General features: G+C 56.9%; 11 protein-coding genes, 1 pseudogene and 1 CRISPR repeat array (1 of these 13 cut by a window edge). Of the genes and pseudogenes, 6 read left to right on the top strand and 6 right to left on the bottom strand.

Annotated features, from left to right (window positions below):
* A CRISPR array of direct repeats spans positions 1-681; the repeat unit is 36 nt; unit sequence AGTCTAGACGATTGGGATATGCGCTCTAGCCGGAAC (it extends 147 nt beyond the left edge of the window).
* 51 nt (positions 682-732) lie between these two features.
* On the bottom strand, positions 733-3,528 hold the full coding sequence (gene polA / locus RMS95_RS08565; RefSeq protein WP_310645309.1) for a DNA polymerase I: 2,796 nt from the start codon (positions 3,526-3,528) through the stop codon (positions 733-735).
* 125 nt (positions 3,529-3,653) lie between these two features.
* Between polA and RMS95_RS08560 the strand changes: the two genes are divergently transcribed.
* Both RMS95_RS08560 and RMS95_RS08555 read left to right on the top strand, forming a co-directional pair.
* Positions 3,654-4,616 carry a homoserine kinase gene (locus RMS95_RS08560; RefSeq protein WP_310645307.1) on the top strand — a complete coding sequence of 321 codons (963 nt, stop codon included), beginning with the start codon at positions 3,654-3,656 and terminating at the stop codon, positions 4,614-4,616.
* A gap of 3 nt (positions 4,617-4,619) precedes the next feature.
* Positions 4,620-5,396, top strand: a complete 777-nt coding sequence (locus tag RMS95_RS08555; RefSeq protein ID WP_310645305.1) for a BPSS1780 family membrane protein — start codon at positions 4,620-4,622, stop codon at positions 5,394-5,396.
* A gap of 76 nt (positions 5,397-5,472) precedes the next feature.
* Here the strand turns inward: RMS95_RS08555 and RMS95_RS08550 are convergent, their stop codons facing one another.
* Positions 5,473-7,854, bottom strand: a complete 2,382-nt coding sequence (locus RMS95_RS08550; RefSeq protein ID WP_310645303.1) for a UvrD-helicase domain-containing protein — start codon at positions 7,852-7,854, stop codon at positions 5,473-5,475.
* Between the two features lie 139 nt (positions 7,855-7,993).
* Between RMS95_RS08550 and RMS95_RS08545 the strand changes: the two genes are divergently transcribed.
* A complete protein-coding gene (locus RMS95_RS08545; protein WP_310645302.1) occupies positions 7,994-8,971 on the top strand; it encodes a GMP reductase in 978 nt (325 codons plus the stop codon).
* Between the two features lie 105 nt (positions 8,972-9,076).
* On the opposite strand, the gene RMS95_RS08540 is transcribed toward RMS95_RS08545, so the two are convergent.
* Together RMS95_RS08540 and RMS95_RS08535 are read right to left on the bottom strand one after the other, a co-directional pair.
* On the bottom strand, positions 9,077-9,934 hold the full coding sequence (locus RMS95_RS08540) for an alpha/beta hydrolase (protein ID WP_310645301.1): 858 nt from the start codon (positions 9,932-9,934) through the stop codon (positions 9,077-9,079).
* Positions 9,931-12,084 carry a TonB-dependent receptor gene (locus RMS95_RS08535; RefSeq protein WP_310645299.1) on the bottom strand — a complete coding sequence of 718 codons (2,154 nt, stop codon included), beginning with the start codon at positions 12,082-12,084 and terminating at the stop codon, positions 9,931-9,933. Before RMS95_RS08535 ends, RMS95_RS08540 begins: the two co-directional genes overlap by 4 nt.
* Positions 12,085-12,156: 72 nt before the next feature.
* Here RMS95_RS08535 and minC point away from each other — a divergent pair, with 72 nt between their 5' ends.
* From minC to minE, 3 genes are read left to right on the top strand one after another with little or no spacing between them, the layout of a single operon-like run.
* A complete protein-coding gene (gene minC, locus RMS95_RS08530; protein WP_310645298.1) occupies positions 12,157-12,903 on the top strand; it encodes a septum site-determining protein MinC in 747 nt (248 codons plus the stop codon).
* 38 nt (positions 12,904-12,941) lie between these two features.
* Positions 12,942-13,757, top strand: a complete 816-nt coding sequence (gene minD / locus RMS95_RS08525) for a septum site-determining protein MinD (protein ID WP_310645296.1) — start codon at positions 12,942-12,944, stop codon at positions 13,755-13,757.
* Positions 13,758-13,760: 3 nt separating this feature from the next.
* Entirely contained in the window at positions 13,761-14,018 is a 258-nt protein-coding gene (minE, locus tag RMS95_RS08520; protein WP_310645294.1) for a cell division topological specificity factor MinE, read from the top strand.
* A gap of 67 nt (positions 14,019-14,085) precedes the next feature.
* Here the strand turns inward: minE and RMS95_RS08515 are convergent, their stop codons facing one another.
* Positions 14,086-14,256 (bottom strand): hypothetical protein, encoded by a 171-nt coding sequence (locus RMS95_RS08515; protein WP_199171996.1) that lies wholly within the window; start codon positions 14,254-14,256, stop codon positions 14,086-14,088.
* Between the two features lie 110 nt (positions 14,257-14,366).
* Positions 14,367-14,497: pseudogene (locus RMS95_RS08510) on the bottom strand (IS30 family transposase); the annotation flags it as partial.

Genomic DNA, 14,497 nt, shown 5'->3' with positions numbered 1-14,497 from the left:
GATATGCGCTCTAGCCGGAACTCCAAGACCGGATTTGTGCCTCAAGGCCAGAGTCTAGACGATTGGGATATGCGCTCTAGCCGGAACCAGGGGCTATTTTTTGCGCGCCCGACAACAAGTCTAGACGATTGGGATATGCGCTCTAGCCGGAACAAACGCAGCACGGTATTGCGCAAGGTTGGGAGTCTAGACGATTGGGATATGCGCTCTAGCCGGAACGAATGATCGGTGGAAGCCTTGCGAACATTGAGTCTAGACGATTGGGATATGCGCTCTAGCCGGAACCAAAATGCAGTAGTTGCCGTTGGCGAGTGGAGTCTAGACGATTGGGATATGCGCTCTAGCCGGAACAGCTCCCACTCGCCCACTTGCTTGTGGATGAGTCTAGACGATTGGGATATGCGCTCTAGCCGGAACCAATGTTGCTGGCCATCACTGGCTGCACCAAGTCTAGACGATTGGGATATGCGCTCTAGCCGGAACAGCGTCCTTCAACACTGACCTCCGCGCGCAAGTCTAGACGATTGGGATATGCGCTCTAGCCGGAACACAGGAGCCGACCTTGACCACATTGGGGTGAGTCTAGACGATTGGGATATGCGCTCTAGCCGGAACCAAGGCCTCACACATCACCGCGCTCATTGGAGTCTAGACGATTGGGATATGCGCTCTGCGTGATAAAAAAACAAGGCCCTCAAAAGAGGGCCGTGAAGCAAGATGGCTACAGGTCGATCAATGCGCCTCATCCCAATTCAACCCCACCCCAACCTCAGCCAACAACGGCACTTTCAGCTGCGCCACGTCAGCCATGAGGCGTGGCACTTCGGTGCGCACCCATGCCACTTCTGACTCGGGCACTTCAAACACCAGTTCATCGTGCACTTGCATGATGACTTTGGTTTGGCGTTGTTGTTGGTCAATGGCTTGTTGCACTTTCACCATGCTCAACTTAATCAGGTCGGCCGCTGTGCCTTGCATAGGCGCATTAATCGCCGCACGCTCTGCGCCTGCGCGTCGTGGACCGTTGGGGCTGTTGATTTCGGGCAAGTACAAGCGGCGGCCAAACACGGTCTCGACATAGCCTTGGGCTTTGGCCTGTTCGCGTGTGTCGTCCATGTAGCGCTTGACGCCTGCGAAGCGTTCGAAGTAACGGGTGATGTAGTTCTTGGCGGCGGTATTGTCGATGCCCAACGCCTTGGCCAAACCAAAGGCGCTCATGCCGTAGATGAGGCCGAAGTTAATCACCTTGGCGTAGCGACGTTGCTCGGTGCTCACATCGCTCACAGCCACACCGAACACTTCTGCGGCGGTGGCACGGTGCACGTCTAAGCCTTCGTGAAAGGCTTTGACCAAGGCCTCATCACCACTGATGTGCGCCATGATGCGCAGCTCAATCTGGCTGTAGTCGGCGCTGGCAATCACGCAACCAACGGGGGCCACAAAAGCCTCACGCACTTTGCGACCTTCGGCGGTACGGATTGGAATGTTCTGCAAGTTGGGGTCGTTGCTAGACAAGCGGCCCGTCACGGCCACGGCTTGCGCGTAGTGTGTGTGCACGCGGCCAGTACGTGGCAAGGCCATGAGCGCGAGCTTGTCGGTGTAAGTGCCTTTGAGTTTGCTCAAAGAACGATGCTCCAAAATTTTGGCAGGCAGTGGGTAGTCTTCAGCCAACTTTTCTAGCACCTCTTCGTCGGTGCTGCGTGCGCCCGTGGCGGTTTTTTTGATAACGGGCAAGCCCAGTTTGTCAAAGAAAATTTCGCCCAGTTGCTTTGGGCTGGCCAGATTAAACGGCTGGCCTGCAATGTCATACGCTTCAGTTTCGAGCTGCACGATGCGCTGACCCAGCGCGTGGCTTTGTGCGGCCAGTGTGGGGGCATCAATCAACACACCGTTGCGCTCAATGCGGTACAGCGCTTCGCTGCTGTCAATTTCCAGTTGGTAGATGAACCGCAGTTTGTCATCGGCCTGCAGACGTGGCCACAGCACGTGGTGTACTTCCAGCGCCATGTCAGAGTCTTCGCACGAATACTCCGTGGCTCGCGCCACATCGACTTGCGAGAACGGAATTTGGTGGGCCCCCTTGCCACACAAGTCTTCATAGCTCAAGCCTTTGCGGCCCACATGACGCTCGGCCAAACTGGCTAAGCCATGAGGCTTGTGCACTTCCAGCACATAGCTTTGCAGCATGGTGTCGTGCGCATAGCCCTTCACCTCAATGCCGTGATTGGCCATGACGTGACGGTCGTATTTGATGTGCTGACCTAACTTGTGGATGGCTGAATTTTCAAACCAAGGCTTGAGCTTGGCCAACACCTCGTGGATGGGCAACTGCGTGGGTGCATCACCGTAGCTGTGGGCGAGCGGGATGTAACAAGCCTCACCGGGTTTGACCGAAAAACTCAAGCCAACAATCTCGGCGCGCATGGCGTCAAGTGAGGTGGTTTCGGTGTCAAACGCCACCAGCTCTGCGCCTTGTAGCTTGGCTAGCCAGGTGTCAAAGGCTTCCCACGTCAGCACGCAGTCATAGGCCTTATCGGTCACTTGGGAGGTGGTGGGTTCGGGTTCGTCAAACAAGCCAAGGTTGGGTTCAAACTTGGGCTTAGGCGTTGCAGCGGCAGCGGGTGCCGACGTCAACACATCGGTGCCTTCGCTGATAGCGCGGGCCAGCCCTTTGAAGCCATAGGTTTCGTAAAAGGTTTTGAGTGCGGGCTTGTCGGGCTCGGCCAAGTGCAGCGCATCAAGCGCGGGCAAACCCGGTACATAGGCCGACAAATCGCAATCGGTTTTCATGGTCACCAGCTGGCGGCCCGTGGGCAACCATTCCACCGCTTGGCGCAAATTCTCGCCGGCCACACCTTTGATGGCGGCAGCGTTTTGTAGCAAGTTGTCGAGTGAGCCGTATTCCAGCAGCCATTTGGCCGCTGTTTTGGGCCCCACCTTGTGCACGCCGGGCACGTTGTCTACCGTATCGCCCACCAATGTTTGGTAGTCGATCATCAAACTGGGGGGCACGCCGAACTCAGCAGTCACGCCCGCCACATCGCGTTTTTTGCCATTCATGGTGTCCATGATGGTGATGTGTTCGTTCACCAATTGACTCAAATCTTTGTCACCGCTCGACACCACCACCGTCACGCCTTGTTTGGCGGCAGTGACGGCCAAGGTGGCAATCACGTCGTCGGCTTCGACCCCCGGCACATCCAGCACCGTCCAGCCCAACATGCGCACCATGGCGTGAATGGGCTCGATTTGCGCGCGCAAATCGTCGGGCATGGGCGAGCGGTGGGCTTTGTACGCGGGGTACATCTCGTCGCGGAAGGTGGGGCCTTTGGCGTCAAACACGCACGCGGCCAACTGGGTGGGCACTTCTTTGCGCAGCGCCTGCATCATGTTGATCATGCCGCGAATGGCGCCGGTGGCCGCACTCGTGGGGTCACCGGGTACCGCGCGTAAATCGGGCATGGCATGAAAGGCGCGATAAAGGTAGCTGGAGCCGTCGACCAGCAGCAATGTTTTGGATTCACTCATAGCGGCCAATTGTGCCGTGACAAAAACGAAGCCCTCGTCTTGGAGCCGAACCGCTGAGCGAACCCTGCCAAAGCGTGACAAACGTGCAAACTACAATGTGCGAACTTTTTAACCCCTTGGTTGTCATGGCTGTTTTTACCGAAGTTTCCGAGTCCTCCGCGCAAAAACTGCTGACCCAGCTTCGCCTCGGCGAGTTGGTTGAACTCAAAGGCATCCAAGGCGGCATTGAGAACACCAATTACTTTCTCACCAGCAGCGAAGGCCCTTACGTGCTGACGCTGTTTGAGCGCCTCACGCACGAGCAACTGCCGTTTTATCTGTACCTGATGAAGCATTTGGCGCAAGGCGGTATTCCGGTGCCAGATCCCGTGTCCGACAAAAACGGTGATATTTTGCTGACCGTCGAAGGCAAACCCGCTGCTGTGGTGAACCGCCTCAAAGGCAAAAGCGAACTCAGCCCCACCCCCGCCCATTGCGCCGCCGTGGGCGACATGCTGGCCCGCATGCATTTGGCCGGTGCTGACTACAAGCGCCAGCAACCCAATTTGCGCGGTCTGGCTTGGTGGAACGACACCGTGCCCGTGGTGTTGCCCTATCTAGACGCCTCGCAAGCTGCGCTGATTCAAACCGAGCTGGCGTACCAAAACCACATCGCCGCCTCATCGGCCTACACCGCCCTGCCCCGCGGCCCCATTCACGCCGATTTGTTCCGCGACAACGTGATGTTTGATGGCAGCGCAGAGGCCCCCGAGTTGAGCGGCTTTTTTGACTTTTACTTTGCAGGCGTGGACACATGGCTCTTTGACGTGGCGGTGTGCCTGAACGACTGGTGCATCCACCACGCCGATGGCACACACGACGCCGCCAAAGCGCAGGCTCTGCTGACCGCCTACCAAGCCGTGCGCCCCTTCACCGCTGCCGAGCGCCAATTGCTCAATCCCATGCTGCGCGCCGGTGCTTTGCGCTTTTGGACCTCGCGCTTGTGGGACTTCCACCTGCCACGCGAAGCCAGCATGCTGCAACCGCACGACCCCACGCACTTCGAGCGCGTGTTGCGTCAGCGCGTTGCCCAACCTGTCACACTCTGAGCCATGAAACTCAACGTCGTTCCCGCCAGCACAGGCAAGCTTTGGGTCCGCCAAGGCATTCGGGCATTTTGGAAACAACCCATCGCTTTGAGCGGTTTGTTCTTCATGTTCATGGCCATCATGTCAGTGTCGTCGTTGGTACCGATCGTGGGCAGCTTTGTGGCGCTGGCCTTGCTGCCTGCGGCCACGCTTGGCCTGATGGCCGCCACGCGTGAGGTGGATTTGGGCAAGTTCCCCATGCCTGCGATCTTGGCGGTCGGCTTTCGCGCAGGCAAAGAACGCTTGCGCGACATGCTGATCTTGGGTGTGCTCTACGCCTGCTGCTTCATTGGCGTGATGGGCGTATCGGCCCTGATGGACGGGGGCGACTTTGCCAAGCTGTACCTCATGGGCGGCACGCTCGATGCAGACACGGTCATGAAACCCGAGTTTCAAAACGCCATGTGGCTGTCGCTGCTGCTGTACATGCCCCTGTCGGCCGTGTTTTGGCATGCCCCCGCCTTGGTCCACTGGCACGGGGTGCCCGCGGTCAAGAGCTTGTTTTTCAGCACCGTGGCGTGCATCAGCAATTGGCGTGCGTTCTTGGTGTTTGGGTCGCTGTGGTCGGTGATTTTCTTGGCCACCGCCCTGATCATCACGCTGCTGTCGGGCTTGATCGGTGACAGCGACTTTGCCTCGCTGACCTTGCTCCCCGCGATGTTGATGCTGGCGGCCATGTTCTTTTGCTCGACCTACTTCAGCTTTCGCGACTGCTTCACGTCCGACACGCTTTACGCCTAAGGCACGCGGCGTGAGGAGGCCGGCCTGAAGTGTGCCGCCTCCAGAGCGCGGCCTGATCTGGCCGTGCAGCCCCTCATCAAACCTGCGTCAACTTGGCCACACTCAGCGCCAACCATTTGACGCCGTGGCGGCCAAACTTCACCTGTGCGCGGGCGTCATCGCCCACACCCTCGATGCTGACGACCGTACCCTCACCAAACTTGGTGTGAAACACCTGCACACCGCTGCGCACCCACGCATTGGGCCCGCTGCTGACGGGGGCTGCACGTTGCACCACAGGCGCGGGTGCGGCGGCCGTAGCGGCACCACCACCCCACGGGTTGTTGGACCAACCCGATTGGTTTTGCCACGCATCGCGACGCGACGGCTGAGCATCTGCAAAGGCTGAACGGGCCGGCGTGATCCACTTGAGCGCGTGTTCTGGCAGCTCGTCAAAGAAACGGCTCTTGATGTTGTAACGCGTCTGTCCGTGCAACATGCGTGTTTGCGAGTGGCTCAAATACAAACGACGGCGTGCGCGGGTGATGGCCACATACATCAAACGGCGCTCTTCTTCCAAGCCTTCGTAATCGTTCATGGAGTTTTCATGGGGGAACAAGCCCTCTTCCATGCCGGTGATGAACACGCAGTCGAACTCCAAGCCTTTGGAGGCATGCACCGTCATCAACTGAATGGCGTCTTGCCCCGCTTGGGCTTGGTTGTCGCCCGACTCCAAGGCGGCGTGCGTCAAAAAGGCGGCCAAGGGTGACAAGGTTTCACCCGTGTCGGCATTGATCATTTGCCCGTCAACGGGCAACGCCACCGCCTCGCGGCCAAAGCCTTCTTGCGTGACGAAACTCTCTGCCGCGTTGACCAATTCTTGCAAGTTCTCGATGCGGTCTTGGCCTTCACGCTCGGACTGGTAGTGCTCAATCAGCCCCGAATGGTCCAGCAACAGCTCAATGATCTGGCGCAAGTTTTTGCCTTGGGTTTGCTCGCGCAACACATCAATCTTCGCGACAAATGCGCTCAAGTTGGCCCCCGCTTTGCCGGCCACGGCCGTCACAGCATCGTGAATCGGGCAGCCCATGGCGCGGGCGGCGTCTTGCAATTGCTCGATGCTGCGCGCGCCAATGCCACGCGGCGGGAAGTTGACCACGCGCAAAAAGCTGGTGTCATCGCGGGGGTTCTCGAGCAAGCGCAAGTAGGCCAGTGCATGCTTGATTTCGGCACGTTCAAAGAAGCGCAAACCGCCATACACGCGGTACGGCATGGCCGCGTTGAACAAGGCGGTTTCAATCACGCGACTCTGTGCGTTGCTGCGGTAGAGCACCGCGATTTCGGTGCGATGTTGAATGCCTTGCTGACCATCGCCATTTTGGCCCTCACGCAGCAATTGCTTCATTTCTTCCACCATCCACTGGGCTTCGGCCAAGTCGGTGGGCGACTCATAAATGCGCACAGGCTCACCCGCCCCCTGCGTGGTGTGCAGGTTTTTGCCCAAGCGGGTTTTGTTGTGGCTGATGAGCGCGTTGGCGCTGTCCAAAATATTGCTGTAGCTGCGGTAGTTTTGCTCCAGCTTGATTTGGTGTTGCACGTTGTATTCGCGCACGAAGTCGGCCATGTTGCCCACGCGCGCGCCGCGGAAGGCGTAAATGCTTTGGTCATCGTCGCCCACGGCCAAAATAGAGCCGCCGCCTTGACCCACGGGCCCCGCCAGCTGTTTGAGCCAGGCGTATTGCAGCTTGTTGGTGTCTTGAAACTCATCCACCAAGATGTGCTGAAAGCGGCGACGGTAATGCTCACGCACTGGCTCGTTGTCACGCAGCAGTTCGTAGGAGCGCAGCATGAGCTCGCCAAAGTCCACCACGCCTTCGCGCTGACATTGGATTTCGTACAGCTCGTACAGCTCTACTTTTTTACGGGTGTCGGGGTCGCGTACTTCAACGTCTTTGGGGCGCAATCCATCCTCTTTGCAAGCAGCGATGAAACGCATGGTTTGCTTGGGAGGAAAGCGCTCTTCGTCCACCTGAAACTGTTTGCTCAAACGCTTGATGGCACTGAGTTGGTCTTGGGTGTCCAAAATTTGAAAGGTTTGGGGCAAGTTCGCCAGTTTCCAATGCGCCCGCAAAAAGCGGTTGCACAAGCCATGAAAAGTACCCACCCACATGCCGCGCACATTGACGGGCAACATGCTGGAAAGGCGCGTCAACATTTCTTTGGCGGCCTTGTTGGTGAAGGTGACCGCCAAAATGCCACCGGGCGAGATTTGCCCCGTTTGCATGAGCCACGCAATGCGGGTGGTGAGCACCCGCGTTTTGCCTGAACCCGCGCCCGCCAAGATCAGCGCGTGGGCTGATGGCAGAGTGACCGCCGTCATTTGCTCAGGGTTGAGGCCCTCTAACAAGGAAGAGGAAAACGCGCCAGCGTGGGAAGGGGCCGAAGCCGATTGGGTGTCAAACCCATCAAAAGAGTGCATGCGAAGATTTTAGAGTTTAGAATCAGCCACCGGGCCCAAGATTCTTGCGCTCGGTTTTTTTATGTCTGCCTTTTGCACCTGAAAAAACCGGCCAAGCCAAGCGCTCAATCTTCGAACGTTTTATTCTGGAGCTTGGGATATGGAAATTTTTGATTACGACAACATCTTGTTGCTGCCACGCAAGTGCCGCGTGGAAAGCCGCTCTGAATGCGATGCAGGTGTTGAACTCGGTGGCCGCAAGTTCCGCTTGCCCGTCGTGCCCGCCAACATGAAGACCGTGGTGGATGAAAACATCTGCTTGTGGATGGCGCAAAACAATTACTTTTACGTGATGCACCGCTTCGATTTGGACAACGTCCAATTCGTGAAAGACATGCACGCCAAAGGCGTATACGCCTCTATCTCTTTGGGCGTGAAAGCCCCAGACCGCGAAACCGTGGACACCTTGGCCGCCGCTGGCCTCACGCCTGAATACATCACCATCGACATCGCTCACGGCCACGCCGACAGCGTGCGTGACATGATTGGCTACATCAAAGCCAAACTGCCCAACAGCTTCGTGATCGCGGGCAACGTGGCCACACCAGAAGCCGTCATTGACCTCGAAAACTGGGGCGCTGACGCGACCAAAGTGGGCGTGGGCCCTGGCAAGGTGTGTATCACCAAACTCAAAACAGGTTTTGGCACCGGCGGCTGGCAGTTGTCAGCGCTCAAGTGGTGTGCCCGCGTGGCCACCAAGCCCATCATTGCGGACGGCGGCATTCGCAGCCACGGTGACATTGCCAAGAGCATCCGCTTTGGCGCGAGCATGGTGATGATTGGTTCGCTGTTTGCAGGCCACGAAGAGTCGCCCGGCAAGACCGTGGAAGTCAACGGCGAGTTGTTCAAAGAGTATTACGGCTCTGCCTCTGACTTCAACAAAGGCGAATACAAGCACGTAGAAGGCAAGCGCATTCTTGAGCCCGTGAAAGGCAAACTGGCCAACACGCTGATCGAAATGGAACAAGACGTGCAAAGTTCGATCAGCTACGCCGGCGGCACCAAGCTGATGGACGTGCGCAAGGTGAACTACGTCATCTTGGGTGGCGATAACGCGGGCGAACATCTGTTGATGTAAACCTCAGTCAGTGGCCAAATTTCGGCCCCATCAAAAGCCTGTCTGCTGCATGCATGACAGGCTTTTTTATTGGGCTTTGACGGCGCTGCGCTTTGCTTGAGCGATTTACTTCTGCAGCAGCTCAAGCGCCAGCGTGTGCAAGCGATGGCCGGGTTGTGTGAGCGCCTCGACGATGCTGAAGTGTTGCAAGCCGTCCAACGACTCAGCCACGGGTACACGGGTTTTGCCCCAAGCTTGCTGAATCAACAGGTTGTGGCGCAAGAACTCTTCGCTCTCAATGCCACCCGCCACGCTGTAGAGCGTGCCTTGCTTGGGCGCAGGCATCCACGCTGGGCTGTTGCGCAGCACCACCTCATCGGTAAGACGCAGACTGTCCTTGAGATACGGCGTGGCTTGCACGGATTCAAGCTCGTACAAACCAGAAATTGACAACGCTTTGGTCACCAAATGGGCAGGTAAGTCAGACGCATAAGCTTTCCAATCACAAGCGAGCAACATGGCGACCAAGTGGCCGCCTGCCGAGTGCCCGACCAACGTGATGCGACTGGAATCACCCCCAAAGCGATGGATGTTGCGCCACACCCAAGCCACACACTTCACCATTTGCAAGGTGATGTCAGACACCGTCACCGCAGGGCACAGCGCGTAGTTGGGCATCACCACATGCGCGCCTTGCGCCGTGAAGGTGGGTGCGATGAACGAATGGTCGGCCTTGTCAAGCGAGCGCCAATAGCCGCCGTGAATGAACACAACCACTGGCGCTTTGTCTTGCGCGGTATCGCTGGGGAAAATGTCTAAGGTTTCGTTCAAGTCACGGCCATAAGCCACATCTAAAAAGCAACGCTGCGAGGCACGCACCTGCGCAGATGCCTCCCGCCAATGGTCGAAGTGCGCCGCGTGCTCGGGCACCAAGGCGCGGTTGTTGTACATGCGGTCATACCAAGCGCCGTCGCGTTGCGTCATAGTTTTTTCTCCAGAAGAATTTGCACGTTGGTCCAAGTGCGGTTTTGGGTGTGACTGTTCTCAACCACGCCATTGCCACTGTAGACGCTGCCCGTGTTGTAGTTGCGCGGATCAAGGTTGCTCAAGGTCAAGCGCCATGCGGTGCTGCTGTCCACGCGCCACAAACCATACATATCCATCACACGCTTTTGCGAAATGGTGGTCAGCTGCTCGGCACTCAAGCGGGTGGTGTACCCAGGGTTGTAATTGATGTTGCCGCCGATGGTGAGTGACACCGTTTTCAAGCGGTAATCGCCCCCCAAATTGGCGGTCATGCTGGGCTGTTGATCGAGGCGGTTGTCTGGCCCCATGATGCTGAGCACGCGTGAACGGTAAAAGCTCAGGTTGTTGCGCAAGTCAATGTGTGGGGCATCCGCAATCCACTGGTCCATGCGGAACTTGGCTTCCAGCTCAATGCCTTCGGTCACGGCTTCGCTGATGTTTTGTGGGCTAGACAGCCAGCGGCCACTGCTTTCTTGTGTCGTCACATTGCGAATGAGGTTTTGCACACGGCGGTGAAATGCGCTGGCACTCAACACACCGCCTTGCGGCAAGTAACGCTCGATCGCTACATCCACACCGGTGGCCACTTCAGGCTTCAAGTTGGGATTGCCCGACACGTCTGGGTTGGTGGCGCTGTTCTCGTCACGCGTGTACGTGCGACGCGCTAACAAGGTGGGCATGGTGGGCGTTTTAAAACTGCGCGTGAGGCTCATGCGCACTTGATCGCGACTGTCGGGGTTGGGACGCCACATGGCGTGCAGCAAAGGGGTAAAAACACTGTTGTTGTTCGTTACCAAACCGGTGCTGGTGTTGCCTTCGGTCGTCAAGCCTTCGTAGCGAGCCCCCACATGCGAGGACCATTTGGGGGTTAGTTGCCACTCGTCTTGCGAATACATCGCGTAGCGCATAGAACTGGCGCTGTAGTCTGCGCTGCCAGACACGGCTTGGTAGGCCCCCACCACACTTTGGGTACGACGCACGGACTCAACTTCTGCGCCACTCACCCACTGATGTCCCCCACCCATCACATTGGTGTATTTGCCGCTGAGGTTGGCGGAGCGGTCTTGCACATGGGAATCTTCTGCCACACGCGGAATCAGCAAGGGATTGGTTGAGCTTTGCTGAAATTCGTTGTGGCTGTTCCAGCCACCCACATTGAATTTCCACTCCATGTTGCTGTCCGCCGACAGCTTGCGTCGCCACTGGCCGTTGAGGCGTGCGACTGCAAAGTGGTTTTTGTTTTCATTGTTCGCGGTGGCGGGATTGCCCACAGCCGCCACATCGTTGAGCGTTTCAGTCGCTTGCATCACCCCTGGCGTGCGCCCCTGTGACAGCGCCACAAAGGGCATCAAGGTCAAGGTTTCACCCGGATCACCTTTGAGCTGCAAACGTGCGGTGGCATTCATGCCCTCACGCCCGTAATGGCTGTCGCTCACACGATGGCGCACGGTGGTGCCCGCGCTGTTTGTACGGGTCAAATCATTCTCGCTGTGATCCGGTGCGGCATAACGGTTGACGGACAAGGTGTAGTTGGCTGTCCATTTTTCAGCATCGTGGTACTTGACCAACGACGCGCTGGGCGACGCGTAGCCGCCTTGAAACGATGAGCCCGCTTTCAACTCCGTGGGCATGCCTTTGCGACCCTCACGCGTGATGATGTTGATGGTGCCCGCAATGGCTTGTGCGCCGGTCTCTGCCGTGGGTGCGCGGTAAATTTCGACGCGCTCAATCATCTCGGGTGTGAGGGACTCCACACTGAAACCTGGTGGCACGCGTTGCCCATCCAGCAAAATTTGTGTGTAGCCTTGGCTCAAACCACGCATGCGAATGCCGCTGCCACGACCGGGCGCACCGCCCAAGGTGATGCCAGGCATGCGCTTCAGAATTTCGCCAAGGTTGGAGTCACCTTGACGCTCAATTTCTTCGCGACCAATGACGATTTTGCTGGCGGTCGATTCGCGGCGCTGCTGCGTGTCGTTGTCGCGGCCACTGGTCACTTCGACACGCCCCATATCTACAGTGGGCGCAGTTTGGGCCATGACCGCCACAGCGGTACAAACAAAAGGAAATGTGGCAACAAGACGGCGCGCGAAGGGAAATGAATTCATGCCAAAAAGTTTAATGGGGCAGGCAAGACCTTGCCGTGTAAAGTTCACCTTTTATTTTCTGCCGGTCTATCCATGAGCCAAGCCTCTGCGCCACACGCCTACGAGATCAAAAGTGCCACGCTGCCTTTGGTCGCTTTTCTTCTCAAAACAGCTGACACCGCCACCCTGAAAGCCGATTTGTCGCGTCGCTTGGGTGCCACCCCCGATTTCTTTGACAACGATGCGGTGGTGATTGACCTCAGCGGCTTGGATGACCCAGACCACCTCCTCGATTTGCCTGCCGTGTGCGACTGTTTGCGTGCCCACCACCTCGTGCCTGTGGCCGTGCGAGGCGCCAATGAACACCAATTGATTAACTCCCGTGCCGCAGGCTTGTTTGAAGCACGCGACGTGAACGTGCAAATACCGGTGGCGCCGCGCGTTGAAACTGTGGTGCAAGAGGTGATTCGCGAAGTCGAAGTGGTGCGCGAAGTACAAGCCCCCAGTCTGCCTGCCATGGTGATCGACAAGCCCCTGCGCTCGGGACAGCACGTGTATGCCAAAGGCCGAGACTTGGTGGTGTTGGCCATGGTCAACCCCGGTGCGGAAATCATGGCGGATGGCCACATTCACGTGTACGCGCCTTTGCGTGGCAAAGCCATTGCAGGCGCACGCGGTAATACGCAAGCGCGCATCTTCACGGCGTCCTTAGAGGCAGAACTGGTGTCTATCGCTGGCACTTACAGAACCAGTGGTGACTCACCGCTGCCCAAAGAACTGATGGGAAAACCCACGCAGATCAGCCTGCAAGATGACAAACTCATCATGCAAGCACTGTAAAATTGACATTTGATATTTAGAACAACTTAGGGCTTTTCATGGCAAAAATCGTTGTGGTGACATCTGGCAAGGGCGGCGTAGGCAAGACCACGACCAGCGCCAGTTTTTCCTCCGGCCTCGCATTGCGAGGCTTCAAAACGGTGGTCATCGACTTTGACGTGGGTTTGCGTAACCTCGACCTGATCATGGGTTGCGAACGTCGCGTGGTGTATGACTTCATCAACGTCATCAACGGCGAAGCCACGTTGAATCAAGCCTTGATCAAAGACAAGCAATGCGACAACCTGTTTGTGCTGGCCGCCTCGCAAACGCGCGACAAAGACGCACTCACCAAAGAAGGCGTTGAAACCGTGCTCAAAGAGTTGGCAGGCATGGGCTTTGACTACATCGTGTGCGACTCACCTGCGGGCATTGAAATTGGCGCCATGATGGCCATGCACTTCGCAGATGAAGCGCTGGTGGTCACCAACCCTGAAGTGTCTTCGGTGCGCGATTCAGACCGTATCTTGGGCATGCTCAGCAGCAAAACACAACGCGCCATCGATGGCGGCGAGCCGATCAAAGAGCACCTGTTGATCACGCGCTACAACCCCAGCCGCGTCGAAGAAGGCCACATGCTGTCGCTGGAAGACATCCAAGACATTTTGCGCATTCCATTGATCGGCGTGATCCCCGAATCAGAAACCGTGCTGACCGCATCGAACCAAGGTTTGCCTGCTGTGCATTTGGCCAACACCGATGTGTCGGAAGCCTACAAAGACGTGATCAGCCGCTTCTTGGGCGAACAAGTGCCCATGCGCTTCACTGAACACGTCAAACCAGGTCTGCTGAAACGTCTTTTCGGCGGGAAATAAGCCATGTCACTTTTGTCTTTTTTACTCGGTGAAAAGAAAAAAACAGCCAACGTTGCGAAAGAGCGTTTGCAGTTCATCCTGACGCACGAGCGCACAGGTCGCAACGCACAGCCAGATTACTTGCCAGCGTTGCAGCGTGACTTGGTGGCCGTGCTCTCCAAGTACGTGAACATCAATCCCAATGACATCAAGGTCAACTTGGAGCGTCACGACAACCTCGAAGTGCTCGAAGTCAAAATCGAGCTACCTGACGCGGTGTGATCAGCGCCAACAAAAAAGCGACCTGAAAAGGTCGCTTTTTTTATGGGTCTTCGCAGACTCGGAGGACTTAACCGCCTTTGGAAGAACGCTTGCCTGGGTTCTTTTTGCTACGCGTTGCAACACCACGCTCCAAGCTGATGCGCTGGCCTTTGCCCATTGTTGGCAACGAGGTACCTGGCAGGGCGATAGGCTTAGGTGAACGCTTGCGATCCGCTTCAGTGACGATTTTGTTTCCCATGAGATTTCCAAATAAAAAGTTAAAGCCCCTAATTAGGCCACATGTGCCCAGCATTTTAGCCCGAGCCGACTCATAATGACTTTGAATCGAGGCTTTTATGAACGGCGGATTCAAGGACGAAGTGCAACACGCTTTAACGAGGCATGGAATACCTCGTGAGGTGTCTTGAATCCTAGTCGCTTTCTGGGGCGATGATTCAATCGGTTTTCAATCATAGTCAATTCCTCATCCGTCACGGTTT

It is taken from the genome of Limnohabitans sp., from assembly GCF_031539175.1.
GTDB lineage: Bacteria > Pseudomonadota > Gammaproteobacteria > Burkholderiales > Burkholderiaceae_C > Limnohabitans.
This window is presented reverse-complemented; position numbering and strand designations above follow the sequence as displayed.

Bases quoted from the DNA above. Each gene is read 5' to 3' on its own strand.
- RMS95_RS08555 (WP_310645305.1), top strand. From the start codon at position 4,620: ATGAAACTCAACGTCGTTCCCGCCAGCACAGGCAAGCTTTGGGTCCGC.
- RMS95_RS08515 (WP_199171996.1), bottom strand. From the start codon at position 14,256: ATGGGAAACAAAATCGTCACTGAAGCGGATCGCAAGCGTTCACCTAAG.
- RMS95_RS08540 (WP_310645301.1), bottom strand. From the start codon at position 9,934: ATGACGCAACGCGACGGCGCTTGGTATGACCGCATGTACAACAACCGC.
- RMS95_RS08545 (WP_310645302.1), top strand. From the start codon at position 7,994: ATGGAAATTTTTGATTACGACAACATCTTGTTGCTGCCACGCAAGTGC.
- polA (WP_310645309.1), bottom strand. From the start codon at position 3,528: ATGAGTGAATCCAAAACATTGCTGCTGGTCGACGGCTCCAGCTACCTT.
- RMS95_RS08560 (WP_310645307.1), top strand. From the start codon at position 3,654: ATGGCTGTTTTTACCGAAGTTTCCGAGTCCTCCGCGCAAAAACTGCTG.
- RMS95_RS08535 (WP_310645299.1), bottom strand. From the start codon at position 12,084: ATGAATTCATTTCCCTTCGCGCGCCGTCTTGTTGCCACATTTCCTTTT.
- minC (WP_310645298.1), top strand. From the start codon at position 12,157: ATGAGCCAAGCCTCTGCGCCACACGCCTACGAGATCAAAAGTGCCACG.
- RMS95_RS08550 (WP_310645303.1), bottom strand. From the start codon at position 7,854: ATGCACTCTTTTGATGGGTTTGACACCCAATCGGCTTCGGCCCCTTCC.
- minE (WP_310645294.1), top strand. From the start codon at position 13,761: ATGTCACTTTTGTCTTTTTTACTCGGTGAAAAGAAAAAAACAGCCAAC.
- minD (WP_310645296.1), top strand. From the start codon at position 12,942: ATGGCAAAAATCGTTGTGGTGACATCTGGCAAGGGCGGCGTAGGCAAG.